The sequence below is a fragment of the Rhodococcus sp. Leaf278 genome, assembly GCF_001426085.1.
In the GTDB taxonomy this organism is placed as follows: Bacteria; Actinomycetota; Actinomycetes; order Mycobacteriales; family Mycobacteriaceae; genus Rhodococcoides.
The window spans coordinates 150,562-174,145 of sequence record NZ_LMRR01000042.1; the positions used below are offsets into that span (position 1 = coordinate 150,562).

Annotated in this window: 20 protein-coding genes; 10 read left to right on the plus strand and 10 right to left on the minus strand. The window is 64.9% G+C overall.

All coding sequences use genetic code 11. The features are described from left to right. Positions 1-97: 97 nt before the first annotated feature. Entirely contained in the window at positions 98-1,963 is a 1,866-nt protein-coding gene (locus ASG84_RS22510; RefSeq protein WP_057479198.1) for a hypothetical protein, read from the minus strand. Positions 1,964-2,195: 232 nt separating this feature from the next. Between ASG84_RS22510 and ASG84_RS22515 the strand changes: the two genes are divergently transcribed. Further along, complete coding sequence (locus ASG84_RS22515; protein WP_057479199.1) at positions 2,196-3,206, plus strand: M23 family metallopeptidase; 1,011 nt, start codon at positions 2,196-2,198, stop codon at positions 3,204-3,206. Positions 3,207-3,277: 71 nt separating this feature from the next. On the opposite strand, the gene pcrA is transcribed toward ASG84_RS22515, so the two are convergent. Further along, positions 3,278-5,767 (minus strand): DNA helicase PcrA, encoded by a 2,490-nt coding sequence (gene pcrA / locus ASG84_RS22520; RefSeq protein ID WP_057479200.1) that lies wholly within the window; start codon positions 5,765-5,767, stop codon positions 3,278-3,280. A gap of 330 nt (positions 5,768-6,097) precedes the next feature. On the opposite strand from pcrA, the gene ASG84_RS22525 reads away from it, so the two are divergent. After that, positions 6,098-6,388: a chorismate mutase gene (locus ASG84_RS22525; protein WP_032378292.1), complete on the plus strand. Its 291-nt coding sequence runs from the start codon at positions 6,098-6,100 to the stop codon at positions 6,386-6,388. A gap of 46 nt (positions 6,389-6,434) precedes the next feature. Here the strand turns inward: ASG84_RS22525 and ASG84_RS22530 are convergent, their stop codons facing one another. Then, on the minus strand, positions 6,435-7,886 hold the full coding sequence (locus tag ASG84_RS22530) for an NAD-dependent succinate-semialdehyde dehydrogenase (protein ID WP_057479330.1): 1,452 nt from the start codon (positions 7,884-7,886) through the stop codon (positions 6,435-6,437). Positions 7,887-7,969: 83 nt separating this feature from the next. On the opposite strand from ASG84_RS22530, the gene pgi reads away from it, so the two are divergent. Together pgi and ASG84_RS22540 are read left to right on the plus strand one after the other, a co-directional pair. Continuing rightward, positions 7,970-9,619 carry a glucose-6-phosphate isomerase gene (pgi, locus tag ASG84_RS22535; protein ID WP_057479201.1) on the plus strand — a complete coding sequence of 550 codons (1,650 nt, stop codon included), beginning with the start codon at positions 7,970-7,972 and terminating at the stop codon, positions 9,617-9,619. A gap of 131 nt (positions 9,620-9,750) precedes the next feature. Beyond that, positions 9,751-10,719, plus strand: coding sequence for a type IV toxin-antitoxin system AbiEi family antitoxin domain-containing protein (locus tag ASG84_RS22540; protein WP_057479202.1), 969 nt, complete (start codon positions 9,751-9,753; stop codon positions 10,717-10,719). 51 nt (positions 10,720-10,770) lie between these two features. Here the strand turns inward: ASG84_RS22540 and ASG84_RS22545 are convergent, their stop codons facing one another. Both ASG84_RS22545 and ASG84_RS22550 read right to left on the minus strand, forming a co-directional pair. Further along, entirely contained in the window at positions 10,771-12,387 is a 1,617-nt protein-coding gene (locus ASG84_RS22545) for an acyl-CoA dehydrogenase family protein (RefSeq protein ID WP_057479203.1), read from the minus strand. After that, positions 12,374-12,976, minus strand: a complete 603-nt coding sequence (locus tag ASG84_RS22550; protein ID WP_057479331.1) for a TetR/AcrR family transcriptional regulator — start codon at positions 12,974-12,976, stop codon at positions 12,374-12,376. Before ASG84_RS22550 ends, ASG84_RS22545 begins: the two co-directional genes overlap by 14 nt. 59 nt (positions 12,977-13,035) lie before the next feature. Here ASG84_RS22550 and ASG84_RS22555 point away from each other — a divergent pair, with 59 nt between their 5' ends. Genes ASG84_RS22555 through ASG84_RS22565 form a run of 3 tightly spaced genes read left to right on the plus strand, consistent with a single transcriptional unit; the run spans position 13,036 to position 15,309 of the window. Beyond that, entirely contained in the window at positions 13,036-13,800 is a 765-nt protein-coding gene (locus tag ASG84_RS22555) for a crotonase/enoyl-CoA hydratase family protein (RefSeq protein ID WP_057479204.1), read from the plus strand. Continuing rightward, positions 13,797-15,047, plus strand: a complete 1,251-nt coding sequence (locus ASG84_RS22560) for a hypothetical protein (RefSeq protein ID WP_057479205.1) — start codon at positions 13,797-13,799, stop codon at positions 15,045-15,047. The genes ASG84_RS22555 and ASG84_RS22560 overlap by 4 nt, the downstream gene beginning before the upstream one ends. A gap of 16 nt (positions 15,048-15,063) precedes the next feature. Continuing rightward, positions 15,064-15,309, plus strand: coding sequence for a DUF2630 family protein (locus tag ASG84_RS22565; protein WP_057479332.1), 246 nt, complete (start codon positions 15,064-15,066; stop codon positions 15,307-15,309). A 67-nt stretch (positions 15,310-15,376) separates the two neighbouring features. Here the strand turns inward: ASG84_RS22565 and ASG84_RS22570 are convergent, their stop codons facing one another. Further along, positions 15,377-16,135: an SDR family oxidoreductase gene (locus ASG84_RS22570; RefSeq protein WP_057479206.1), complete on the minus strand. Its 759-nt coding sequence runs from the start codon at positions 16,133-16,135 to the stop codon at positions 15,377-15,379. Positions 16,136-16,164: 29 nt separating this feature from the next. Between ASG84_RS22570 and ASG84_RS22575 the strand changes: the two genes are divergently transcribed. Beyond that, entirely contained in the window at positions 16,165-17,607 is a 1,443-nt protein-coding gene (locus tag ASG84_RS22575) for a dihydrolipoyl dehydrogenase family protein (RefSeq protein ID WP_057479207.1), read from the plus strand. Here the strand turns inward: ASG84_RS22575 and ASG84_RS22580 are convergent. Then, the gene (locus tag ASG84_RS22580) at positions 17,601-19,007 is read right to left on the minus strand and encodes an APC family permease (RefSeq protein ID WP_057479208.1); all 1,407 of its coding nucleotides are present in this window, start codon (positions 19,005-19,007) and stop codon (positions 17,601-17,603) included. The two genes, ASG84_RS22575 and ASG84_RS22580, sit on opposite strands and share 7 nt — an antisense overlap. Positions 19,008-19,087: 80 nt before the next feature. Here ASG84_RS22580 and ASG84_RS22585 point away from each other — a divergent pair, with 80 nt between their 5' ends. Then, the gene (locus ASG84_RS22585) at positions 19,088-19,681 is read left to right on the plus strand and encodes a TMEM175 family protein (protein WP_057479209.1); all 594 of its coding nucleotides are present in this window, start codon (positions 19,088-19,090) and stop codon (positions 19,679-19,681) included. A gap of 9 nt (positions 19,682-19,690) precedes the next feature. Further along, positions 19,691-20,467 carry an IclR family transcriptional regulator gene (locus ASG84_RS22590; RefSeq protein WP_057479210.1) on the plus strand — a complete coding sequence of 259 codons (777 nt, stop codon included), beginning with the start codon at positions 19,691-19,693 and terminating at the stop codon, positions 20,465-20,467. On the opposite strand, the gene ASG84_RS22595 is transcribed toward ASG84_RS22590, so the two are convergent. Genes ASG84_RS22595 through ASG84_RS22605 form a run of 3 tightly spaced genes read right to left on the minus strand, consistent with a single transcriptional unit; the run spans position 20,455 to position 23,576 of the window. Continuing rightward, complete coding sequence (locus ASG84_RS22595) at positions 20,455-21,444, minus strand: 2-hydroxyacid dehydrogenase (protein ID WP_057479211.1); 990 nt, start codon at positions 21,442-21,444, stop codon at positions 20,455-20,457. The genes ASG84_RS22590 and ASG84_RS22595 overlap by 13 nt on opposite strands. After that, a complete protein-coding gene (locus ASG84_RS22600) occupies positions 21,441-22,364 on the minus strand; it encodes a hydroxymethylglutaryl-CoA lyase (RefSeq protein WP_057479212.1) in 924 nt (307 codons plus the stop codon). The genes ASG84_RS22595 and ASG84_RS22600 overlap by 4 nt, the downstream gene beginning before the upstream one ends. After that, entirely contained in the window at positions 22,365-23,576 is a 1,212-nt protein-coding gene (locus ASG84_RS22605) for a CaiB/BaiF CoA transferase family protein (protein ID WP_156399666.1), read from the minus strand. Positions 23,577-23,584 lie beyond the last annotated feature (8 nt).

The window sequence follows — 23,584 nt, forward strand, 5'->3', positions numbered from 1 at the left end:
GTCTGAGCATGGACTTTATCCAGGTGCCCCGACGGCGCATCGGGCGCATGCATGCTATGTGGCCTATCTCACCGCCACGGGCGGGATGAAACCCCCGTCACCGATCGGCGCGGCGGGCCGAAAGTGCCGCGGCGACACCGAGAACGACGATTCCCACCACCAACGGCAGAACGGCGGGCCCCATCGTCGGATCCGTTGCACGCGCGGATGTCAGCGGCCATGACGAGAGATGCACGATGCCGGCGACGGCCGCTGCGGCGAGCAGGACGCTGCCGCGGGCGGCCCGCGCTCGCGCGGCAACGAGGGCTGCGACGACGATTCCGACGGCGAGCACCATCTGCCCCCAGGTATCCCAACCCCACGGAAATTCGGTGACGGTTGCCGCGGTGACGTCGCTGCCCCGATACAGCGGCAGCGCCAGGCCGATCGCGAGGAGTACGGCACCGACCAACCCGACGCCCAGCATCACGCCGTCCGTCGACACGTCCGCGGATGTATCGACATCGTCGCGTTCCGCCGATCCGGCGAACAGCGCCAGCAGTCCGGTGACCGCCGCGGCGACGACGCCCGCGATGATCGCGAGAGCGCCGATTCCGGTGCCCACACCGTCCACGTCCTCGGCGAGCACCACCGATTGCAACACCGACGCCGACGCCGATACTGCGCCCAGCCAGAACAAGGCCACGAACGGGCGTGCAGCAGCGGCGAACTCGGAGAACAAGAGCGGCACCGACCCCAGAATCATCACGAAACCGGCGACCAACACCACCCGGGTGGCCAGGATCTGCGGCACGGCGGTGCCCGAGTCGGTCTCGAGAATCGGCAACAACGATCCGACGACGAACAGCACGCCGGCGAGAACGCCTGCACCGCCTGCTGCCGCATGCCACTTGGCCGATCCTGGACCGGCGACACCGCGGGCACCTCGCGCACCATCCGCGCGTGCCTGCGCTCGCTGCAGCGCACGCCGGTCTCGGGCAGCGGCGACGGGTGCGAGCGCCGCACCACAGATCAGCAGTCCGATTCCGGCTGCCGTCCCCAGATAGGCCCCGAGCCCGGCACTCACCCGAGCGCCCGTACTCAGTCCGGCGAGCAGACCGACGCCCGCGAACCCCAGCACGCCGAGGCCGGCTCCGACTGTCGCGCCCGACGCCACCAGCGGCGACAGCGAGGCCAGAGCCGACGCGACCACCACGAGTGCCGCGAGGCCGACGACCCCGGATCCCACCGCGACGAACACCGGCGATTCGACGACGGCGGTCACGATCACCACCGGGTCGGCCGAGCGATACAGCGACGAGAACGCCGCGACGGCTGCGAGCACACCGAACACCCCGAGCAGCGAACCGAGCAGCGGACCGACCCGACCCGCCGATGCGCGCCCCACATGCTCGGAATACACCGAGTGGCCGTACCCGTCACCGAGCCCGGCGCGATGCACTGCGGACCACCCCGCAACGCCCGCCAGAACAGACGCTGCGTGACCGACGAGCAGAATCTGGGCCCCCGCGGTGGCGTCGAGCATGGCGGCGCTCAGAGGACGGAAGAGCTCGAGGCGATTGGCGTCGATCGGATCGGACAGTAGGGCGACGTCCAGAAGCGCAATGCCGAGGGCCACCGCGCCGTACCCGGCCAGTAGTGCCGCCGCGAACTCGATCCGCCTCGTGGCCGCACCGACCAACGCTGCGACGGCCACCAGAACGGGAAGGGTGACCCCGAGAACAGCGGCCGACGCAGCCCCGCCGCCTACCCGCGAACCGTCGACGCTCTGCACGACGCCCATCACCTGCGCCGCCACTCCAGCAGTCGCCGCGACCAGAGCGAAAACGAGTGCGACTGCGACGCGGGAGGTGGGAGACGGATCGTCCGCTGGCCCGCTCGGCGCATCCGTCGGCTCGATTCGTTGCGGTTCCGCACGCTCGGCACCGCGAGCGGACGAGTCGTCGAAGGTGGGAGTCGGCATTCGGATCACGGTAACGGCTCGACAGGCACGCACACCGTTACTCTCGCTTCATGCACTCCGGGTGTCCGATTACGGATGTGGCCCGTCACGACATAAACACTGGTCGCGCTGTGAGCCATCTCACATATGTCCCCAGTTTGGGCTGTTAACTTGCGCGCCCCGCAATCATTTCGTTACCGTCTGCGAGGTCTTTCAGTAACAGCCAGGTCACGGATAACGGAGGTTGTAGGTCTTGCAGCAACACCGTGCGTCCTTCACTTCCAGCCGATTCTCTCGACCCACCGCTGAAGAAGCGACCACGGTCTACAGCTACGAGCCTGGCGACGACAACAGCGCGTACGACGCGTACTCCTACCCCGCGTATCAGTACGCCGAGGCCGAGTTCGTCGACACCGCCTACGTCGCACCCGACGAAGCGCCGACCGTCGTCACGACGTTCGCGACCACCGCAGACGCCACCCCCGTGGCCCGTCGCGGCGGGGCGCACCGAATCCCGCTTCCTCCCACCGCCCTCAAAGGCCGCGCGGCTGTTCTCGCTGTCGCCGCCGGTGCCGTCGTAGCTGCAGGCCAAGCCGTCATCAACGACGACTCGCCCACCGCGGTCGCCACCTCCGAGTACGCACTCGCCGCCGGTGAAGCACCCGCCGCCGCAGCGGTCGCAGCCACCACCGCCCCGCAGACCACCGAACTTGCCGCTGACTCGTCGAGCTCGGCACCGTCGCAGGCACCGCAGATCCTCAGCGTCGCGGCTCCGGCCGATCTGAGCCAGTTCAACGACCTGCTCGCCAAGGGGCAGCGCTTCAGCGACGAGCGTGCCGCACGTGAAGCAGCCGCACGCCGCCCCCTGTTCGCCCTCCCCGCCCAGGGCACCTACACCTCCAACTTCGGTACGCGCTGGGGCGTTCTGCACGCTGGTGTCGACGTTGCCAACGCCATCGGAACTCCGATCTACGCTGTCGCCGACGGCAAGGTCATCGACTCCGGTCCGGCTGCGGGCTTCGGCATGTGGGTACGAGTGCAGCACGCAGACGGCACTATCACCGTCTACGGCCACGTCGACACCACGCTCGTCACCGTCGGCCAAGACGTCATGGCGGGCGACCAGATCGCCACGATGGGCAACCGCGGCTTCTCCACCGGCCCGCACCTGCACTTCGAGGTCCACCTCCCCGGCGAGCTCAAGATCGATCCGCTTCCCTGGCTCGCGTCCCGAGGAATTTCCCTCGGACCCGAAATGGACTGAATTCTCTTTCACTGCTGCACAACAAGCCGGACCCCGCTTTCGCAGGGCCCGGCTTTCTCGTTCTGAACCTCTTACAGCTTGGTCATCGGGACGCCGCCGATGAGCATCATCTTGACGCGGCCGGCCGAACCGAAGTCGATCAGGACCATTGCCTTGACTCCGGCACCGGTCGATTCCAGCACCGTGCCCAGTCCGTACTTGTCGTGACTGACTCGATCGCCTACAGCGAGAACGAGATTCGAGTTGCGACCCTTGGCGGCACCGAAGCTGGGCGACGAGCTCTGGCCGCGTGACGAGGAACCGCCGTAACTGTTCGATCCGTAACCACCACCCGAGCCGTAACTGTTCGAGCCGTAGCTGTTCGAGCCGTAGCTGCCGGATCTGCCGCCGCCGATCGCGCGGCCACCACCGTGGCCGGGATCCTCACGTCGCCAATCGATCAGGTGTTGCGGAACTTCTTGCAGGAAACGCGATTCCGGGTTCGCAATGGGCTGGCCCCACGCCGACCGCATGATCGCGCGCGTGAGGTAGAGCCGCTGCCGAGCGCGGGTGATACCCACGTAGGCCAGGCGTCGTTCCTCGGACAGCTCGTTCGGATCACCCAGCGCCCGCATGTGCGGGAATTGGCCGTCCTCCCAACCGGTCACGAAGACGACCGGAAACTCCAGGCCCTTCGCGGTGTGCAGCGTCATCAATGTGACCACGCCGGTGCCGGAGTCCGGAATCTGGTCGGTGTCGGCCACCAGGGAGACCCGTTCGAGGAACGCCGCGAGCGAACCCGGTTCAGCCAAACCGTCGACGCCGCCGTCGTCCTCGCTTCGGTCGTCGCCTGTCTCGAGCGCTTCCTCTGCCACCGCAGCTTGGTTTCGCGCCTCGGACGTGAACTCTCTTGCGACGCTGACGAGTTCGTTGAGGTTGTCCAGGCGAGCACCGTCCTGCGGATCGCTGCTGGCTTCGAGTTCGGCGCGGTAACCCGTGCGGTCGAGAACGGCCTCGACGACATCACCGATATCTGCGATGTCGTTTCCGTCGCCGTCGGTCGCGGTGAGTACGGCGCGCAGTTCGTCGAGCAATTCCATGAATTGTGCGATCAGCTTCTGCTGCCGCGAGTTGAGCAACGCCACCTTGCCCGCGGCTGCGTCGTGCAGAGCGCGCGAGAAGCTGATGTCACGTTGCTCTGCGTGGACGGCGACACACGCCTCGGCACGATCACCGATCCCGCGGCGCGGGGTGTTCAGGATGCGCCGCATGCTGACGGTGTCGTCCTCGTTGGACAGCACCCGCAGATATGCAACCAGGTCCCGGACTTCCTTGCGCTCGTAGAACCGGACGCCGCCGACGACCTTGTAGGGCAGACCGAGCCGAATGAAGATCTCTTCGAGCGCTCGAGAGGAGTTGTTGGTGCGATAGAACACCGCCACCTCGTCGAAGCGCACATCTCCGCCGTCGACGAGTCGGTCGATCTCCGAGGCCACGAACGACGCCTCGTCGTGCTCGTTGTCTGCCACATAACCGACGATCAACTCGCCCTCGCCGGTGTCGGTCCACAACTTCTTCTCGCGCCGCCCGATGTTGCGAGAGATCACGGCGTTGGCGGCCGAGAGGATGTTCTGCGTCGACCGGTAGTTCTGCTCGAGCAAGATGGTGCGAGCGTCGGGGTAATCCCGCTCGAATTCCTCGATGTTGCGGATGGTCGCGCCGCGGAAGGCATAGATGGACTGATCCGCGTCGCCCACCACACACAGCTCACCCGGAGCGACGGTGCCCTCGAGTGCTCCGTCGGCATCGGGCGTACCCACCAGCTCTCGCACCAGCATGTACTGAGCGTGGTTGGTGTCCTGATACTCGTCGACCAGCACGTGGCGGAACCTGCGACGGTAATACTGGGCTACCTGCGGGAAGGCTTGCAGAATCCCCACAGTTTCGCCGATGAGGTCGTCGAAGTCCATGGCGTTGGCCGCGCGCAGACGCTGCTGATAGACGCGATAGACCTTCGCGACGAGCCGCGGCAGCTCGGCGGGGTCGCCGTCGGCGTCCTCGGTTGCCTTGTCCGGGCCGATCAGCTCGTTCTTCAAGTTCGAGATCGCAGTCGACAGCAGCCGTGCCGAAAACTTCTTGGTGTCGATCTGCAGATCTTTGGAGATCATCGTCAGCAATCGGCGCGAGTCGTCTGCGTCGTAGATCGAGAAGTTCGAGTTCAGTCCGGGCAGCAGCGCGGCCTGCGCCCGGAGGATGCGCACACAACTCGAGTGGAACGTCGATACCCACATTGCGTTCGCCCGCGGTCCCACCAGACCGGCGACTCGCTCGCGCATCTCGGCGGCGGCCTTGTTGGTGAACGTGATGGCCAGAATCTGACCTGGCGACACCCCTCGCTCGGCGAGCAGATACGCGATACGACGCGTCAGCACCGCTGTCTTGCCCGAGCCGGCTCCAGCCACGATGAGCAGCGGCGATCCGGTGTGCATCACGGCCTCACGCTGCTGAGGATTGAGTCCTTCCAGCAACGCGTCGGAAGCAGCGTTCTTACGGGACGCGAGGCCTTGAAGGAATGTGTTCATCGTCAGGTCAGGTTACCGGCGCGTACCGACAAACCCACATCGCGTGGTCCCGGCCTCGACGGACGACTTTTCAGGACGGTCGGCCCGTGGCACACTGGATCGGTGATCGAAAAAACCGTACGTCATTGCCTGCGTCGGGTCGGCCGCTCCTATGACACACGTGCGGGAGCCTGTCGATAGACGCAACGCCCCTGTTTTCAGGCGGGGGCTCGAAGGTCCGGGCAGAAAGTCGAGCCGGGAACCGAGCCGCCGAGCGATGCAGTTCCGAATACGAAAGGCGTAACGGTGACGGACGACGCAGCGATCCAAGATGTGACCCGAGGAGAGACGATGGCCATGACGACGAAGATCGACTCAGAGATTGCAGTGCCTTCCAGCGAGGCAGAGATCAACGATTTGCGCCAGGAAATCGACCGCCTCGACGCCGAGATCCTGACGGCCATCAAGCGCCGCTCCGAGGTCTCGCAGATCATCGGCCGCACCCGGATGGCCTCCGGCGGTCCGCGCCTCGTGCACAGCCGCGAAATGAAGGTCCTCGAGCGTTTCAGCAGCCTCGGTCAGGAAGGCCACACGCTGGCCATGCTCCTGCTCCGCCTCGGTCGCGGTCGCCTCGGACACTGATCGACCCTCCGGTTGGGCGCGCAGTGTGCACGCCCAACCGCCAGCTCTACTTCAATGCGATGTACTTGGTCTCGAGGTACTCCTCGATGCCCTCGGATCCGCCTTCACGGCCGAATCCCGATTCCTTCACTCCACCGAACGGCGCTGCCGCGTCCGAGATCACTCCGCGGTTGACGCCCACCATTCCGCTGTCGATGGCGTCGGCCACCCGTAGCGCGCGGTCCAGGTTCTCCGTGTAGATGTACGACGCCAGGCCGTACTCGGTGGCGTTCGCCGCGTCGATACCTTCCTGCTCGGTGTCGAAACCGACGATGGGAGCGACCGGCCCGAACACCTCCTCCTTCAGGATCCTGGCCTCCGCCGGCACGTCGGTGAGCACAGTCGCCGGGTAGAAGTACCCGTCGCCGCCGGGTGCGCTGCCGCCGAGCGCCACCGTCGCTCCCTTCTCCACTGCGTCGTCGACGAGCTCTTGCACGGTCTCGAGCTGGTCGGCGTTGATCAGCGGGCCGAGCTTGGTGTCGGGGTCGACGCCGGGTCCGAGTTTCATCTCGGACATCTTCGCCACCAACTTGGTGGTGAACTCCTCGCGAACACTGTTGTGCACGTGCAGCCGGTTCGCTGCGGTGCAGGCCTCGCCGCCGTTGCGCATCTTGGCCAACATTGCGCCGTCCACCGCGTCGTCTATGTTCGCGTCGTCGAACACCACGAACGGGGCGTTGCCACCGAGTTCCATCGAGGTCCGTAGCAACCTCGTCGCCGATTTCTCGACGAGCGACTTCCCGACTCCCGTCGAGCCGGTGAACGTGAGCTTCCGCAACCGCGGGTCTTCGAGCAGCGGTCCGGTGACGTCACCGGACTTCGATGTCGTCAGTACCGAAAGCACACCTTCCGGCAGGCCGACCTCGTCGAAGATCTGCGCGAGCAGCAGCATCGTCAGTGGCGTCTCGCGGGCCGGCTTGACGACGATGGTGCAGCCGGCGGCCAGAGCAGGCCCGATCTTCCTGGTACCCATCGCCAACGGGAAATTCCACGGCGTGATCGCCAATACCGGGCCCACCGGAGCCTTGGTGACGAGGATTCGACCGTTGCCTGCGGGTGCCCGGGTGTAGCGGCCGCCGATGCGCACTGCTTCCTCGGCGAACCACCGGAAGAACTCGGCTCCGTACTTCACCTCGGCTTTGGACTCGGCGAGGGCCTTGCCCATTTCGAGGGTCATCAGTAGCGCGATGTCGTCGGCGCGTTCCGTGACCTTCTCGAATGCCGCTCGCAAAATTTCACTGCGCTCGCGCGCAGGCGTTGCCGCCCAGCCCTTCTGCGCTGCAGCGGCGGCGTCGAGCGCCTTCATCGCGTCGGCGGGCGATGCGTCCGCCACCTCGGTGAGGGGCTTGCCGGTCGCGGGATCGTTCACCGCGAAGGTCTTGCCTCCCTCGGCGTCGACGGCCTTGCCGCCGATCCACAGTTTTGCCGGTATCGATTCGATCAATGCACGTTGGTCCATACCGTCCATGATGCCTCCGCAGCGCCTGATGCAAACGACAAACGACGCGCGCGCGACTCGGCACGGGATTACTGTTGGTTCGTATGAGCGTCGATATCACCGGCACGGATGCCTGGCAGAAGCTGACCGATCACCACTCCACGATCGCCGATACTCATCTTCGGACATTGTTCGCCGAGGACTCCGACCGAGCGCACACATTCACCCTCGACGCCGCCGATCTCCATATCGATTACAGCAAGCACCGGATCACTCGCGAGACCGTCGAGTTGCTCGTCGAACTCGCCCGCACCGCCGACGTCGAAGGTAAGCGCGACGCGATGTTCGCGGGCGAGCACATCAACACCTCCGAGGACCGCGCTGTTCTGCACACTGCGTTGCGACTACCGGCCGACGCGTCGCTGACCGTCGACGGCCAGGACGTCGTCGCCGATGTACACGAAGTCCTCACTGCGATGGGCGAATTCACCGATCGAGTACGTTCGGGCGAATGGGTCGGTGCCACCGGCGAGAAGATCTCCACCGTCGTCAACATCGGCATCGGTGGATCCGACCTGGGCCCGGTCATGGTCTACAACGCGCTCCGTCACTACGCCGACGCGGGGATTTCCGCGAGGTTCGTCTCCAACGTCGACCCCGCCGATCTCGTCGGCAAGCTCGACGGACTCGACCCGGCGTCGACGCTGTTCATCATCGCGTCCAAGACGTTCTCCACTCTCGAGACGCTCACCAACGCGACGGCTGCCCGTCGCTGGCTCGTCGACGCACTCGGTGAGGACGCCGTTGCCAAGCATTTCGTCGCCGTCTCCACCAACGCCGAGCGCGTCGCGGATTTCGGTATCGACACCGCCAACATGTTCGGCTTCTGGGACTGGGTCGGCGGACGCTACTCCGTCGATTCGGCAATCGGCCTGTCGGTCATGGCCGTCGTCGGCAAAGAGGCGTTCGCCGAATTCCTCGACGGCTTCCACCGCATCGACGAGCATTTCCGGTCGACACCGCTCGCCGAGAACGCGCCGGTACTGCTGGGCCTGATCGGCCTGTGGTACAGCTCGTTCTTCGGCGCGGAAACCCGTGCCGTGCTGCCGTATTCGAATGACCTCTCCCGCTTCGCCGCGTACCTGCAGCAGTTGACGATGGAGTCCAACGGCAAGTCGGTCAAGGCCGACGGCTCCCCTGTCACCACCCCCACCGGTGAGATCTTCTGGGGTGAGCCGGGCACCAACGGCCAGCATGCTTTCTACCAATTGCTGCACCAGGGAACACGTTTGGTGCCGGCAGACTTCATCGGATTCGCCGAGCCCACCGACGATCTCCCCACCCGAGACGGCACCGGCTCGATGCACGACCTGCTGATGAGCAACTTCTTCGCCCAGACCAAGGTGCTCGCCTTCGGCAAGACTGCCGAGGAGATCGCCGCCGAGGACACACCGGCAGATGTGGTGCCGCACAAGGTGATGCCCGGCAATCGTCCGTCCACCTCGATTCTCGCGTCGAAGCTCACGCCGTCTGTGGTCGGCCAATTGATCGCCCTGTACGAGCATCAGGTGTTCGTCGAAGGCGTCATCTGGGGCGTCGACTCCTACGATCAGTGGGGCGTCGAACTGGGCAAGACTCAGGCCCTGGAGCTGACACCGGTGCTCACCGATTCGGAAGCTCCTGCAGTGCAGTCGGATTCATCGACCGACGCCCTGGTGCGCTGGTACCGATCGGAGCGGGGTCGTTCGGTTTAGGGTGTCGCTTAGGCTGCGGATCAGCTCCCCAGTTTTGGAAATCTGCCTCCGATCGGCGTCTGAAATCCAAGACTGGGGAGCTTTTTAGTGGCAAACGGATCCGATTCGACGGTCGGCGCGTCCAAGCAGTCATGGACCTACCCCAGACGGATCTGTTCACGCGAGCCGATGCGCTCACGTTCGGCCTGACCGACGACGATCTTCGGCGACTCCGCCGCACCGGTGAGCTATCGGTCCTGCGCCCCGGCTTCTACGTGCCGAGCGCGGTGATGCAGTCGGCCAGTCCGACAGAACGTCACTCGCTGCTCGCACGGTCCTACCTGCTGTCCGCACCGATGGGCGAAGTGCTCAGTCATGTTTCGGCAGCGATTGCCTGGGGCTTCGACATCTGGCAACTTCCGCTGGACAAGGTGCACATGACGCATGGTCTCGACTACGCCAGCAAGCGTCGACAGCTACGTATCCTCCACGGCACCACGCTGGAACCCACCGAGCGTACGACGATCAACGGTTTTCCCGTCACCACGGCAGCGAGGACCATCGTCGACATCGCGCGAACCACCACCGTGGAACGAGCCGTGTGCGTGGGCGATAGCGCACTGCGGTCCGGCCACACCGATTCCGACGCCCTGTCGACGGCAGTGGAGTCGGCCCGCTTCCGCACCGGTATCGCCGCCGCTCGGCGAGCGGTGTCGCTGATGAGCGGACGGAGCGAAAGTGTCGGTGAATCTCGGAGTCGCATGCTCTTCGAGACGCTGCCGCTGCCCACGCCGCTGCTCAATCAGTGGGTGTACGACGGTGCGGGCCGATTCGTCGGACGCGTCGACTTTCTGTTCTGGGAGTTCAAGGTGATCGGCGAGTTCGACGGCGAATCCAAGTACGACTCGAAGCGGGTGCTCCTCGACGAGAAGTACCGCGAGGACAGACTCCGAGACCTGGGGTGGGTTGTTGTGCGTTGGAACTGGCGAGACTTGGACGATCCACGAGCTCTACTGCGCCGCTTCGAGCAAGCCTTCGCCCGCGCAGCGGCCCTGCCCGCGCCGGCCGGTTGGTTCGGGGACCAGCGCTTGGCAGCGGATCAGCTCCCCAGTTTCGGATAACCGACTCCGATCGGCGTCACACATCCGAATGTGAGGAGCCGATCCGCAAAATCACACCCGCGCCAACACCGCCGCCGTATCGACTCCCGTCGGCAGGGTGCCGAAGGCGATGCCCCAGTCGCGATCGAGTCGAGTGGCGCAGAAAGCGTCGGCCACAGCGGGATTCCCGTGCATCACCAGCTGCGCACCCTGGAAGGTCAGAGCCATCAATTCGACGACGCGCCGGGCCCGGTACTCCATGTCGGAGGTGTCGGAGAGTTCTTTGCCGACCCGCGCGATGGCGTCGTCCAGTCGAGAATCCACGCCCGACGCCTGGCCGATCTCACCGAAGAAGGCCTCGACACTGTCCGGCTGCCGCGCCAACGCACGCAGGGAATCGAGTGCGGCGACGTTGCCCGACCCTTCCCAGATCGACATCAGCGGCGATTCGCGGAACAACCGAGGCATACCCGATTCCTCCACATAGCCGTTGCCACCCAGACATTCGAGCGCTTCGGCAGCATGTGCCGGTGCCCGCTTGCACACCCAGTACTTGGTGATGGCCAACGCGATTCGGCGTAGTGCGCTCTCCTGCTCGTCGCCGCGGGCCGATCCGTCGGTGGCCTGCGCCAGGCGAATCATGGCGGCCGTCGCGGCCTCGGATTCGATGGTCAAGTCTGCCAGCACGTTTCGCATCAGGGGCTGATCGATCAGCTGAGCGCCGAACGCTGCTCGATGCCGGGCATGATGCACCGCGCGAACGGTGGCGTTGCGAATTCCCGCCGCGGACCCGATGACGCAGTCCAGTCTGGTCATGTTCACCATCTCGATGATGGTGCGCACTCCGCGACCCTCTTCGCCGACGAGCCAGCCGGTGGCCCCGTGATATTCGAGCTCGCCGGATGCATTCGATTTGTTGCCCAGCTTGTCCTTCAATCGCTGCAGCATCATTCGGTTTCGGGTGCCGTCGGGCAGCACCCGCGGCAGCATGAAGCACGAGAGCCCGCCCGGTGCCTGCGCCAGGGTGAGGAACATGTCCGACATCGGCGCGGACGTGAACCACTTGTGGCCGACAATCGAATACGTCCCGTCCGACGACGGAGTAGCCGTGGTGGTGTTGGCACGAACGTCGGATCCGCCCTGCTTCTCGGTCATCGACATGCCGGCGATCAGTCCACGTTTCTCGGACGGGACCCGCAGACCGAAGTCGTATTCCCGCGAGGCCAACAACGGCTCGTATTGCGCTGCCAGAGAGGGATTGTGCCGCAACGCCGGAACGACGGCATAGGTCATCGAGATGGGGCACATATGACCGGCCTCGGTCTGCCCCCAGACGTAGAATTTCGCGGCGCGGGCAACGTGCGCACCCACGCGATCGTCGGTCCACGGGCTGGCATGCAGTCCGTGCTCGACGGCGACGGTCATCAAATCGTGCCAGTGCGGATGGAATTCGACCTCGTCGATGCGATGACCGTAGCGATCGTGAGTCTTCAGCACCGGCGGGTTCTCGTTCGCGAGCCGCCCCCAGTCCTGGGCCTGCACTCCTCCGGCCAGGGCTCCCAGCTGCCGAACCTCGTCGAGTGCCCAGCCGCCGCCGGCCCGCTCCAGGCCGTCGAGCAACGACGCATCCGCGGATGTGTCGTACGGACTCAGGTCGACTGCCTGATTGAATACCTCATGCGTGTCCATTTCGAACTCCCAACGCGCGCAACGACAATGCGACCAGACCCGGGACCGGATCCTTGGATTCGGGTGAAGACAACGGACCGACCAGCACTTCGCCGACGGCACCGACCAGACCTGCTGCCGAGATAGCTGCGTCCTGCTCGGGGATCTCTCCGGCTGCGATGCCCGCCGCAATCGCGTCGGCGAATGCCTCGGTGAACTTCCGCCGGAAGACCAACCGTTCGGCGTCGACGGCCGGGTCCACCGGTTCGGCGAGCAGCGCGTACGCCATCGTTCGGTTCTTCAGGGCTCGTCCGGCGAAGGTCTCCACTACAGCCGTCACTCGCTCGGCGGTGCTTCCATGCCCGGCAACTGCAACGACAGCGGCGACCTCGCGGCCGCAGACCTCGCGAAAGATGGCGACCACCAGGTCTGCCTTGCCCTCGAAGTGGGTGTAGACGCTGCCTGCGGATACTCCCGCGGCCGCGGCGACCGACGCGATCGACAGCCCCGCATAGCCGTGCGTCGAGAGCACCTCGATGGCCGCAGCGAACAGCTTCTCCCGGCCGGCGTCGAGCCTGGCTTGCACCGCGGGGGTTCGGCGATAGGGCATGCAAGGATTGAAGCACTGATTCATTGCTTCACGCAAGGGTACTCGAGTAGGGTTCACACATGCCGGTACGGATCGAACGATCAGGCCCCGTCACCACGATCATTCTGTCGCGCCCGGAGGTGCGGAACGCCGTCGACGGCCCCACCGCCCAGGAGCTGACTCAGGCATTCGAGGAGTTCGACGCCGACGAGGCCGCATCGGTGGCGGTGCTGTGGGGCGAGGGCGGCACGTTCTGCTCCGGCGCCGACCTCGAGGCGCTCGGCACATCCCGCTCGAACCACGCGACCGAACACGGTGACGGCCCGATGGGTCCGACGCGAATGCGGTTGTCCAAGCCTGTCATCGCGGCGGTCTCCGGGTACGCCGTCGCGGGCGGACTCGAGCTGGCACTGTGGTGCGACCTGCGTATAGCCGAGGACGACGCCACCTTCGGCGTGTTCTGTCGCCGGTGGGGTGTTCCGTTGATCGACGGCGGCACAGTGCGATTGCCGCGCATCATCGGTACCGGTCGAGCGATGGACATGATCCTCACCGGTCGCGCCGTCGATGCCCAGGAAGCTCTGAACATCGGACTGATCACCCGAGTCGTTCCGGTGGGGCGGGCCCGCTCGGAAGCGGAGGCCCTGGCCGCTCAACTCGCTCTGCTGCCCCAGACCTGCCTGCGTGAGGATCGATTGTCCGTCCTCGAGCAGGACGGCCTGGACGAAGAATCCGCACTGAAGAACGAGTTTCGACACGGCGCCATCTCGATCACCGCCGACGCGCTCTCCGGCGCGAGCAAGTTCGTCTCGGGCGCGGGACGCCACGGCACCCCGAGCCCGTGATCTCGACGCGACTGTCGGTGATCGACGAGATCTTCCTCCGCACCCATCGCGGATATGGCATTCCCATTGCGCTGCAGGGTATCTGGCGCACCAATGACACGGTGACGAGGCACGAACTCGTCCGGGTCCACCAAGAATTGGCCATCGGACAACTCGGCCGCACGGTCGGCAAGCCCCGCATACCCGGTGCCCGACTCCGCTGGAACATCTCATCGGACTCGCTGCCGCTCGAGTACGGCAACGAGGCCGTCGACGACGTCATCGGTTGGGCCGATTCGCAGGCCGACGTTCCACTCGACCCGCAGTACGGCCCCGGTTGGCGATTGACGGCCGCTCCCCTGACACACGGCGGCACCGTGGTGTCGTTGGTCTGCTCCCATGCACTGGCCGACGCGCGGGGTCTCATCGACGCTGCCGCTCGGGCATTCCCCGGCGGGAGAACACCCGCGCCCCTCGAGCATCCGGGATCGGATGTGAGGGAAGCGATCACGATGATCCTGACCGTCCTTCTTCGATCCATTGCAGCGACGGCCAGGTTGTGGGTCAGCAAGAAGGCTCGAGCCGAACTGCGCGCATTCACCACCGCCGATACCGGCGGCGTCGCCCCGCACCGGGCGCGGCAGATGCACGCGGTGATCGTCGATATCGATGCTGCAGAGTGGGATTCGGCAGCGGAGCACGTCGGGGGTTCGGCCAATTCCTTGTTCGTCTCCGTCGTGGCCGCCACGATGGGAGAACTCGGTTCACCCGCCGTCGCCGTCGACATTCCCTTCCGCACCGGATCCGGTGATGCAAATCCGATCGGCATGGCCACCGTCGCGGTTCGCGGAGACGACTCGCCTGCGGCCATCCGCGCAGCGTGCAAGGCGGCGTTCGGCAAGCCCGTCGGAGCGCCGGCCGGCTATCCACCGGAGATCGTTCAACTGCTCCCCCACCGCATCGCCGCGAAGCTGACGTCGACACCGGGACGCGGAGAAGTGTTGTGCTCCAACATCGGCGATATCCCGAGCGCCGTCACCACCCTCGGCCCGCACCGCTCGGGTGGGCTGGCCACTCGGGCAATCCACCCGAACCCGGTAGACGCAGTGTCCACCATCAGAATGTCGACCTACATCTCTCGAATGAACGGCAACTACACACTCTCGCTCGTATGCACCGACGACGCCCTCGTCGGATCGTCGGCCGAGCTCACCTCAGCGCTACAACGAGCTCTCGCGACGCGAAACCTGGCCGGTAAACCCTGGTAGGTCTACCGTGGTCGCCATGAACGAGCACGATATCCACACCAAGATCCAGCAGCTCATCGCCACCGAGCACAAGCTCCGCACCGAGTCCCAGGCCGGCGACATCGACCCCGATACGGAGAAGGCCGAACTGGCCTCCCTCGAGCACGCCCTCGATCAGTGCTGGGACCTACTGCGCCAGCGCCGCGCGCGTATCGACGCGGGCAAAGACCCCGATACGGCAACCGCCAACAGCGTCAACCAGGTCGAGGGGTATTTGCAGTAACTCTGGTCGTTCCGCAGGCTCCACTCCTGCATAAATCTGGTCGTTCCTGCAGGCTCCACTCCTGCAGCTACACCATTCGATCCGTCAGCACGTTCGGCAGAAACCGCAGCGCCGCGTCGATGCCCCGCCATTTGAGGCCGGGCAGCGCGGCGCGGCGGGTTTCGCTCTCGATCGCGTCGACCATCGCGGTGACCCCCTGGTCCAGAGTGGCTGTGAGAGCGGCACTGTCGCCCGCCTTCGCGGACATGTCGGTGGCGATGAAACCAGGAAGCAGGGTGGTGACGGCAATATCGGTTCGAGCCAGTTCCGTTGCCAGGGACTCGCCCAGCGAGGCCACTGCCGCTTTGCTCGCCGAGTAGGCCGCTTTGGCTCCTGGCAGTCCCCGGTCCGCACTGATGGACGAGACGAACACCAAATGCCCGTGCTTCTGTTGACGGAAAATCGACAGTGCGGCCTCGGCCTGCGACAGGGCTCCCACGAAATTGGTGCGCGCGGTCTGCAGATTGGCCTCGGCCCGACCCGTACCGATCTTCGCGCCCTTGCCGAGTCCGGCGTTGACGATCACTCGGTCGAGGCCGCCCAATTCGTCTCGCAACGTGCCGAACACCTCGCCGACTGCATCGTGATCGGTGACGTCGAGGGCACGGACCGAGACGGTGATGTTCGGGTTCTGGTGCATCAATTCGACGCGAAGTTCGTCGAGTCGCTCCACTCGCCTCGCGCACAGCGCCAGATCGCGGCCCATGGCGGCGAACCGTCGGGCCATTTCCTCGCCGAGGCCCGAGCTCGCTCCGGTGATCAGAATCTTGTTCCGAGTGGTCGCCATAAACGGCGAGCCTATGTCACTGTGGAGCTATGGCACCGGAGAGCTCGGAATTCGACGTGATCGTCATCGGCGGTGGCCCGGTGGGCGAGAATGCCGCACAGTACGCAATACAGGGCAGCGATCGCACCGCCGTGATCGTCGAACACGAACTGCTCGGCGGTGAATGCTCCTACTGGGCCTGCATGCCCAGCAAGGCTCTGCTGCGTCCGAGCGAGGTGCTCGACACCGCGCGAAACATGCCGGGAGTCAAAGAGCTGGTGGGCGATCAGCCTCTCGACGCCGACGCGGTGCTGGCCCGGCGCGAGTCCTACACCCACAGCTTGGACGACTCCTCGCAGGTGACGTGGGCCGAATCGGCCGGAATCTCGGTGATCCGCGGCCACGGTCGACTCACCGGGGACAAGACAGTCGATGTCGACGGACACACGCTCACCGCTCGTCACGCTGTTGTCCTCGCCACCGGAACCACCGCATCGGTACCGAACACCCCCGGCCTGCGCGACGCCCTTCCCTGGATCTCCCGCGATGCCACCAACATTCACGAGACGCCCGGGCACATCGCGATCATCGGCGGTGGCGTCGTCGCTACGGAGGCGGCCACCTGGTTGCTCTCTCTCGGAGCGAAGGTGACGATGATCGTCCGCGGATCGTCGCTGCTGGCCGGTTCCGAACCGTTCGCCGGTGAACTGGTCGCCGAGGCTCTGAAACAGCGCGGCGCAACGATCATGCTCGACGCCTCCCTCGGGTCGGTGTCACGAGAGAACCCCGCCGACACCGGTATCGGTCGAATCCACGGTGGCACGGTCACTCTCACGGTCGGCGGTGACGCCCTCGTCGTGGACGAGGTTCTGGTCGCAGCAGGCCGAACCCCGGCGAGCAAGGATCTAGGACTGTCCGCCGTCGGACTCACCGACGGCGGATACATCGAGGTGAACGATCACCTCGAGGTTGCAGGCCGCGACTGGCTGTACGCGGTGGGTGACGTCAACGGCCGCGCTCCGCTGACGCACATGGGGAAGTACCAGGGACGGGTGGCCGGTGACGTCATTGCCGCCAGGGCCGAAGGAAAGTCGCTGGACCAGAAGCGATTCCGGGCAACAGCGGACCACGGCCAGGTACCCCAGGTCGTGTTCACGCCGCTCGAGGTGGCGTCCGTCGGATCGACCGAAGCACAAGCCCGACAGGAAGGCATCGACGTCGAGATCGTGGCGCAGGACATCGCCGTCGCGGGTTCGTCTCTGCAGCAGGACGATTACACGGGCCGGGCGCAGCTGGTGATCGACCGTGCAACCGACACGATAGTGGGCGCGACGTTCGTCGGACCGGGCGTCGCCGAGCTCGTTCACGCCGCCACCGTCGCGGTGGTCGGCAAGGTCTCGCTCGACGACCTGTGGCATGCGGTGCCGTCGTATCCGACGGTCAGCGAGATCTGGCTGAGGCTACTCGAGGCCCGTCGAACAGCCGATCACTGACGCATGTAGGCCGCGGCGATGCCCTCGTAGGTCTTCGGGTCGGCGCGTCTGATGCGTAGTGCCACCAGGACCCCGAGGATCGCGGCGAGAATCAGGACCACAGGGATCGCGTTGACGATCGCGGAATCGGAACCGGTCAGGATGCTGTAATGCGTTCCGGCGAGTATTAATCCGGTCATGAAGCCGGCGAAACCGATTCCGGGCGCAATTCCGGTGCGCCACAGCGAGCGATCCGGATGGCCGATGAAGAACACCACCACCGACAGCGCCGCAGCGGCTTGCAGAGCAATGACTCCCAACGTTCCCAGCCCGATGGCACCGGCCGCGTAGATCAGGTATGGGTCGGCACCGGTGACCGCAAATACGGTGAGTGAGAGTGCAGCCACGACCGAAGCGGTGACGCTTCCGATGTGCGGGCTCGAGTGACGCGGGTGAATTCGGCCCAGCCGCATCGGAAGTACGCGCTCTCGCCCGAGAGCGAACAGATATCGGCTGGCCGCGTTGTGCACGGCGAGATAGGACGCGAGCACGCTGGTGCACAGCAGCACCGCGGTACCGTCGTACAGCACGGTTCCGCCGTACTGCTGCGCCAGCGTGAACAGAAGATTGCCCAGTTCGCTCTCGGCCAGTATCGGTGCGTCGACACCGCCCGCGGCCCCCACGATGATCCAACTCGTCAACACGTAGAACACCGCGATGAGCGTGACCGCGATGAACGTCGCGCGCGGGATGCTGCGCCTGGGATCCTTGGTTTCCTCGCCGTACAGTGCCGCAGACTCGAAGCCGATGAAACTCGAAAAGGCGAACATCATCGCTATCCCCAGCGATCCGGAGAACACCTGCGTCGGGGTGAACGACTCCAGTGGCACCGCCGCGGTTCCCTTGTCACCCACCACCAGGACATTGAACACAGTCAGAAAAGCGAACTCGAGCACCATCAGTGTTCCCAACACCTTGGCCGAAAGGTCGGCATTTCGGAAGCCGAGGAATGCGACAATTACGACAGCGATGGCCGTGAACACGTACCACGGAATGTCGATACCGGAATCGGCAAATACCAGATGTGTGAAATATCCGAATGCTCCCGAAAGGCCACACGCCAGCGAGGTATACGCGACAACTGCGACATATGCGGCAGCAACGCCGGGTGGCTTTCCCAGCGCCAGACCGATATAGGTGTAGAACGCACCGGTGCTGTATACCTGCTGGCTGATCGCCGCGAAACCCACCGAGAAGCACAGCAGTACAACAGCACTGATTGCATAGGCAGCGGGAAGGCCGGCACCGTTTCCCCGTATCAGAGCCAACGGTACGTTGCCGATCATGGCCGCCATCGGCGCCGCAGCGGCGACAACGAGAAACACGACTCGACCGGTGGTGAGTGTTCGTCGATCGGACATCGTCCGGACGCTACTCGCAGAGACGGCACCGTGCTGACATGCGATACAGAATGGGCTGACATGAGGAGTGGAAGGGCGATATGGAATACCAACGCGGTTTCGAGAGACTGGTCAATTTCAGTGACGCCGTGGTCGCAATTGCCGCGACGCTGCTGGTGCTGCCACTCGTCGAGCTGGCGGACCCGGGCCAGAGCGACAGTTTCATGGATGTCTTTCGCGAACACGGAGTCGAGTTCTACGCTTTCGTGCTGAGCTTTCTGGTGATCTACACCCAATGGCTCAGTCACCATCGAGTCTTCAGGAATCTGATCGGCTACACGCGGGCTTTGATGTGGGTGAACTTCGTGTGGCTGCTCTCGATCGTCTTCCTGCCGTTCCCGACGAAGCTGATCGCCGAGAAGAACGGCTACGACTCGAGTTCGTCGACGCTCTATGTCGCCACCATCGCGGTATCGGTCATCTCCATGTTCGTCGCGGACATCATCGTCTCCCGGCACCCGTCCATCGTGGCCGCCGATTCGAGAGACCTCGAGCGCGTCCGCAACGGCGCGATCAGTTCGGTGTTGATCCTCATCGCCTTCGGTGTCACCTTCACCTCGCTCGGACTGTGGTCGCTGATGATCCTGTTCCTGACCAAGCCCATCGATCTCCTGGTGAGGCGAGCAACCGAGTAGATTGGTCGGGTGAGCACCGAGAGCACGTCGAAGCAGCAGCCGCTTCTGGTGCTGGGCAAGATCACCGAGATACTCGACGCCTTCTCGTTCGACCGTCCCTCGTTGACTCTCGGAGAGATTCAACAGACCACCGGACTACCGACCTCGACCGTCCAGCGACTGGTCACCAATCTGGTGCAGCAAGGATTCCTGGACCGGAACGGCGATCGCATTCGCATCGGGGTGCGCATGGCCTACTGGGCCGCGACGGCGACCAAGGACCTGGACGTGCTCTCCGTCGTCAACCCGATACTCAAGGACATGCGCGATCTGACGACCGAAACGGCGTGTTTCTTTCGGCCCGAACAGAATTACCGTGTCTGCGTCGCGATCGCCGAGACACGGCATGCGCTGCGACGAGACATGTACGTAGGCAAGGTCATCCCGCTCAGCGCGGGATCGGCCAGTCGCGTCCTGCTGGCGTGGGATTCGGAACTGGCCGAGCGTGTCCTCTCCCGTGAGCTCGAATCGATGACCGAGCAGACGGTGACCGAAGCCGAGACGATGCGAGCCCTGTTGGCACAGACCAGGTCCGACGGCTACGCGATCACCACCGGTGAGCGCGAAACCGGAGCATCGGGCCTGTCCGCTCCGGTGTTCGACTCGGCGGCAGACATCGTCGGTGCCGTCACGATCAGCGGCCCGACATTGCGGATGCCGCAATCGCAGTGCGAGGCCTGGGTGGACCTGCTGATCTCGCATGCCGAGCAGATCACGAGAACCCTCGGCGGACGCTATCCCGCGTGACCCCAGGCGTCGGGATTCACCGGGTGCGGAGGCAGCGAACCCCCGAACATGGCCGCGGCGTTGGTGGCACACAGCCGTGCCATCTCCGAACGCACCGACACCGTCGCGCTCCCCACGTGTGGGAGCAACACCGTATTGGGCAGGTCTGCCAGGCCGGGTTCGAGGGCCGGTTCACGCTCGTAGACGTCCAAACCTGCTGCGGCGATCGACTTCTCACGCAGTGCGACCACCAGTGCCGCCTCGTCGACCACCGGCCCCCGCGCGGTGTTGATCAGAATCGCCGACGATTTCATCGCCGCGAGTGCGGCTGAGTCCACCAGATGGTGGGTGGAGTCCGAAAGCGGAACATGCAGGGACAGAAAGTCGCTTGTCGTGACGATCTCGTCCCACGACGCATGCTCGACGCGGCCTGCGAACTCACCGAGCTCGTCCTCGGAGACCTCGCGATCGCCGGGCGGACGGGGACAGAACTTGACCGTCATGCCGAAGCCCAACGCCCGGCGAGCGGTGGCGCGGGCGATACGACCGAAGCCGGCCAGCCCCAGCACTCGACCCGAGACGTCGCTGCCGAGAAGCAGTTCCGGCTCCCATCCGGTGAACGAGCCGGAGCGGACGAACGCATCGGCCTCGACGGCGCGGCGAGCCGTGGACAGGATCAGCAGCATCGCGATGTCCGCGGTCGAATCGGTCAACACCCCAGGGGTATTGGCGACCGTGATGCCGCGTTCGGTGGCCGCCGCGACGTCGATGTTGTCGTATCCGACAGCATAGTTGGATATCCCGACGAGTGATGCCGAGGCCAGCAGCTCCGCATCGAACCGGTCGCGTAGCTGGGAGACCACGACGGAGTAGTCCCCCGAGGCGCATGCCTCGACCAACTGCTCGTGATCGAGCTCCCGCAGGTCCACTTCCCCGGCGGCGCGCAGGATATCCATGCCCGGGGACGGGATCTCGGTGGTGACGAGGATGCGGCTCATACGACCCACTCGAACGCTCGAGCTTCGGATCGTGCGCCCTGAACGGTTTTCGATCGCATGGGCTCGCCCAGCTCGGTGAGCAGCTCCTCGGACAGAGAGACCATGGCTGCCAGGGTTTTCGGCTCGAACCAGTCCGGCCGCGTGGCGAACAGAATGTCCTCCGACGAGGTATTGCCGCTGGCCCCGGGGGCGAAGGGACAGCCACCCAGTCCGCCGAGCGAACCGTCGACCATCGTTGCTCCGGCGGAGATCGCGGCAAGAGTGTTCGTAACGCCCAGGCCCCAGGTGTCGTGCCCGTGGAACACCACTCTGCGATCCGGAGTCTCGGCGCGCACCCGCGAGATCAGTGACGACACCTGCACCGGGACGGCCTGCCCGAGGGTGTCGCAGATGACGATATCGGTTGCACCGGTTGCACGTTCGTCGTTGGCTATCTCGATGACCCGATCGGGCGGTACCTGCCCCTCGAACGGGCACGTGAAGGACGTCGCGATACACAGCTCGATCTCACCGCCCACCGATCGCGTGATGTCGACGGCATCGGGCATGGCCGCGAGCGACACCTCGGTGGTACGCCCGATGTTGGCCTGATTGTGCGAGTCCGACGCGGAGAAGCAGTACTGAAAGTTGCGAGCCCCAGCGGCGGCGGCCTTCTCGACGTGACGTGGAGTGGCGACCCACACCCAGCAGCGCGCAAGTTCCTCGGCGGTCAATTCACCGATGACCTCGAGGGTGTTGGCCATCGGCGGCACCTTGTCGCCCCGCGCCATCGAGCCGATCTCGAGCGACGGTACACCGAGTTCGATGAGGGCCCTGATGATCTCGAGTTTACGTTCGGTGGAGAGCATCTTGCCGGTGAGCTGCAGACCGTCGCGCATCGTGACGTCGCGCAAGTCGGCGGAAGGGTCGAATCGGTACATCTACAGGCCCATCTCTTCGTCGGTACGTCCGAGCAGGGTCGACAGTACTTCTCGGGTGTGTTCGCCCAGATCCGGTCCGACCGAACGAATCGGCAGGGATGCGTCGCCGATCACCGGGACCACCCCGACGAACCCGACGTCGGCGAGTTCGTCGTTACCGGTGTCCACCTGGAAGTGCTGAATCATGTTGCGGGCGGCATACTGCTCGTCGGCGACGATATCGGCCGCCGTGTAGATCGGTCCCGACGGCACCCCGGCAGCGTCGAGGATCTTCAAAGCCTGGTCGCGCGAATGTAATCCGGTCCAGGCCGAGATAGCGGCGTCCAACTCGTCGCGCCGACGCCATCGGCCCGCGTTGGACGCCAGGTCCGGATCGGCTCCCAGATCAGGACGGTCGATGGTCTCCATGTATCGCTGGAAGATGGCGTCGCCGTTGCCGGCGATGATGATCGAGTGACCGTCGTTGCACGGGTAGGCGTTCGACGGGGCGATGCCTTCCATCCGGCCGCCCGTTCGTTCACGTTCGACGCCATAGGCGAGGTAATCCGGGATCAGCGATTCCATCATCGACAGAATCGACTCGTTCAGTGCGACATCGATGGAACGTTGTTCGAGCGACAACGGATCCGATTTCTCTGCTGCGCGCTGCGTCTGGCGCTGGAACAGCGCCATGACGCAACCGAATGCCGCGTACAGACCGGCGATCGAATCCCCGATCGAGACACCGACTCGCACCGGCGGGCGGTCCGGATCACCGACGAGGTTGCGGAAGCCGCCGTATGCCTCTGCGACAGCGGCGAATCCAGGTCGCTGCGACATCGGGCCGGTCTGCCCGAAGGCCGAGATACGCGTGATGATCAACTCGGGGTTCGCTGCGCTGAGCACCTCCGGCGAGATGCCCCATTTCTCCAGAGTGCCGGGCCGGAAATTCTCGAGCACGATGTCGCATTTCGCGGCGAGGTCGACGACATCCTTGCGACCCTGTTCGGTACGCAGGTCCAGCACGATCGACTTCTTGTTCCGGTTGATCGTGCGGTAGAGCATCGACGTGGTGCCCGAGTACAACCGCCAGTTACGCAGTTCGTCGCCGGTTCCGGGCCGTTCGACCTTGATCACCTCGGCACCGAAGTCGGCGAGCATCCGCGCCGCAGTAGGGGCGGCTATGTAGTTGCCGAGTTCGAGTACTCGAACTCCGCTGAGCGGCAATGCCATCGTGTTCC

What these genes read in the sequence shown, in the direction of transcription:
- ASG84_RS22510 (WP_057479198.1), bottom strand. Translation starts at nt 1,963, where the DNA reads ATGCCGACTCCCACCTTCGACGACTCGTCCGCTCGCGGTGCCGAGCGT.
- pcrA (WP_057479200.1), bottom strand. Translation starts at nt 5,767, where the DNA reads ATGAACACATTCCTTCAAGGCCTCGCGTCCCGTAAGAACGCTGCTTCC.
- ASG84_RS22525 (WP_032378292.1), top strand. Translation starts at nt 6,098, where the DNA reads ATGGCCATGACGACGAAGATCGACTCAGAGATTGCAGTGCCTTCCAGC.
- ASG84_RS22530 (WP_057479330.1), bottom strand. Translation starts at nt 7,886, where the DNA reads ATGGACCAACGTGCATTGATCGAATCGATACCGGCAAAACTGTGGATC.
- pgi (WP_057479201.1), top strand. Translation starts at nt 7,970, where the DNA reads ATGAGCGTCGATATCACCGGCACGGATGCCTGGCAGAAGCTGACCGAT.
- ASG84_RS22540 (WP_057479202.1), top strand. Translation starts at nt 9,751, where the DNA reads ATGGACCTACCCCAGACGGATCTGTTCACGCGAGCCGATGCGCTCACG.
- ASG84_RS22545 (WP_057479203.1), bottom strand. Translation starts at nt 12,387, where the DNA reads ATGGACACGCATGAGGTATTCAATCAGGCAGTCGACCTGAGTCCGTAC.
- ASG84_RS22550 (WP_057479331.1), bottom strand. Translation starts at nt 12,976, where the DNA reads ATGCCCTATCGCCGAACCCCCGCGGTGCAAGCCAGGCTCGACGCCGGC.
- ASG84_RS22555 (WP_057479204.1), top strand. Translation starts at nt 13,036, where the DNA reads ATGCCGGTACGGATCGAACGATCAGGCCCCGTCACCACGATCATTCTG.
- ASG84_RS22565 (WP_057479332.1), top strand. Translation starts at nt 15,064, where the DNA reads ATGAACGAGCACGATATCCACACCAAGATCCAGCAGCTCATCGCCACC.
- ASG84_RS22570 (WP_057479206.1), bottom strand. Translation starts at nt 16,135, where the DNA reads ATGGCGACCACTCGGAACAAGATTCTGATCACCGGAGCGAGCTCGGGC.
- ASG84_RS22575 (WP_057479207.1), top strand. Translation starts at nt 16,165, where the DNA reads ATGGCACCGGAGAGCTCGGAATTCGACGTGATCGTCATCGGCGGTGGC.
- ASG84_RS22580 (WP_057479208.1), bottom strand. Translation starts at nt 19,007, where the DNA reads ATGTCCGATCGACGAACACTCACCACCGGTCGAGTCGTGTTTCTCGTT.
- ASG84_RS22585 (WP_057479209.1), top strand. Translation starts at nt 19,088, where the DNA reads ATGGAATACCAACGCGGTTTCGAGAGACTGGTCAATTTCAGTGACGCC.
- ASG84_RS22595 (WP_057479211.1), bottom strand. Translation starts at nt 21,444, where the DNA reads ATGAGCCGCATCCTCGTCACCACCGAGATCCCGTCCCCGGGCATGGAT.
- ASG84_RS22600 (WP_057479212.1), bottom strand. Translation starts at nt 22,364, where the DNA reads ATGTACCGATTCGACCCTTCCGCCGACTTGCGCGACGTCACGATGCGC.
- ASG84_RS22605 (WP_156399666.1), bottom strand. Translation starts at nt 23,576, where the DNA reads ATGGCATTGCCGCTCAGCGGAGTTCGAGTACTCGAACTCGGCAACTAC.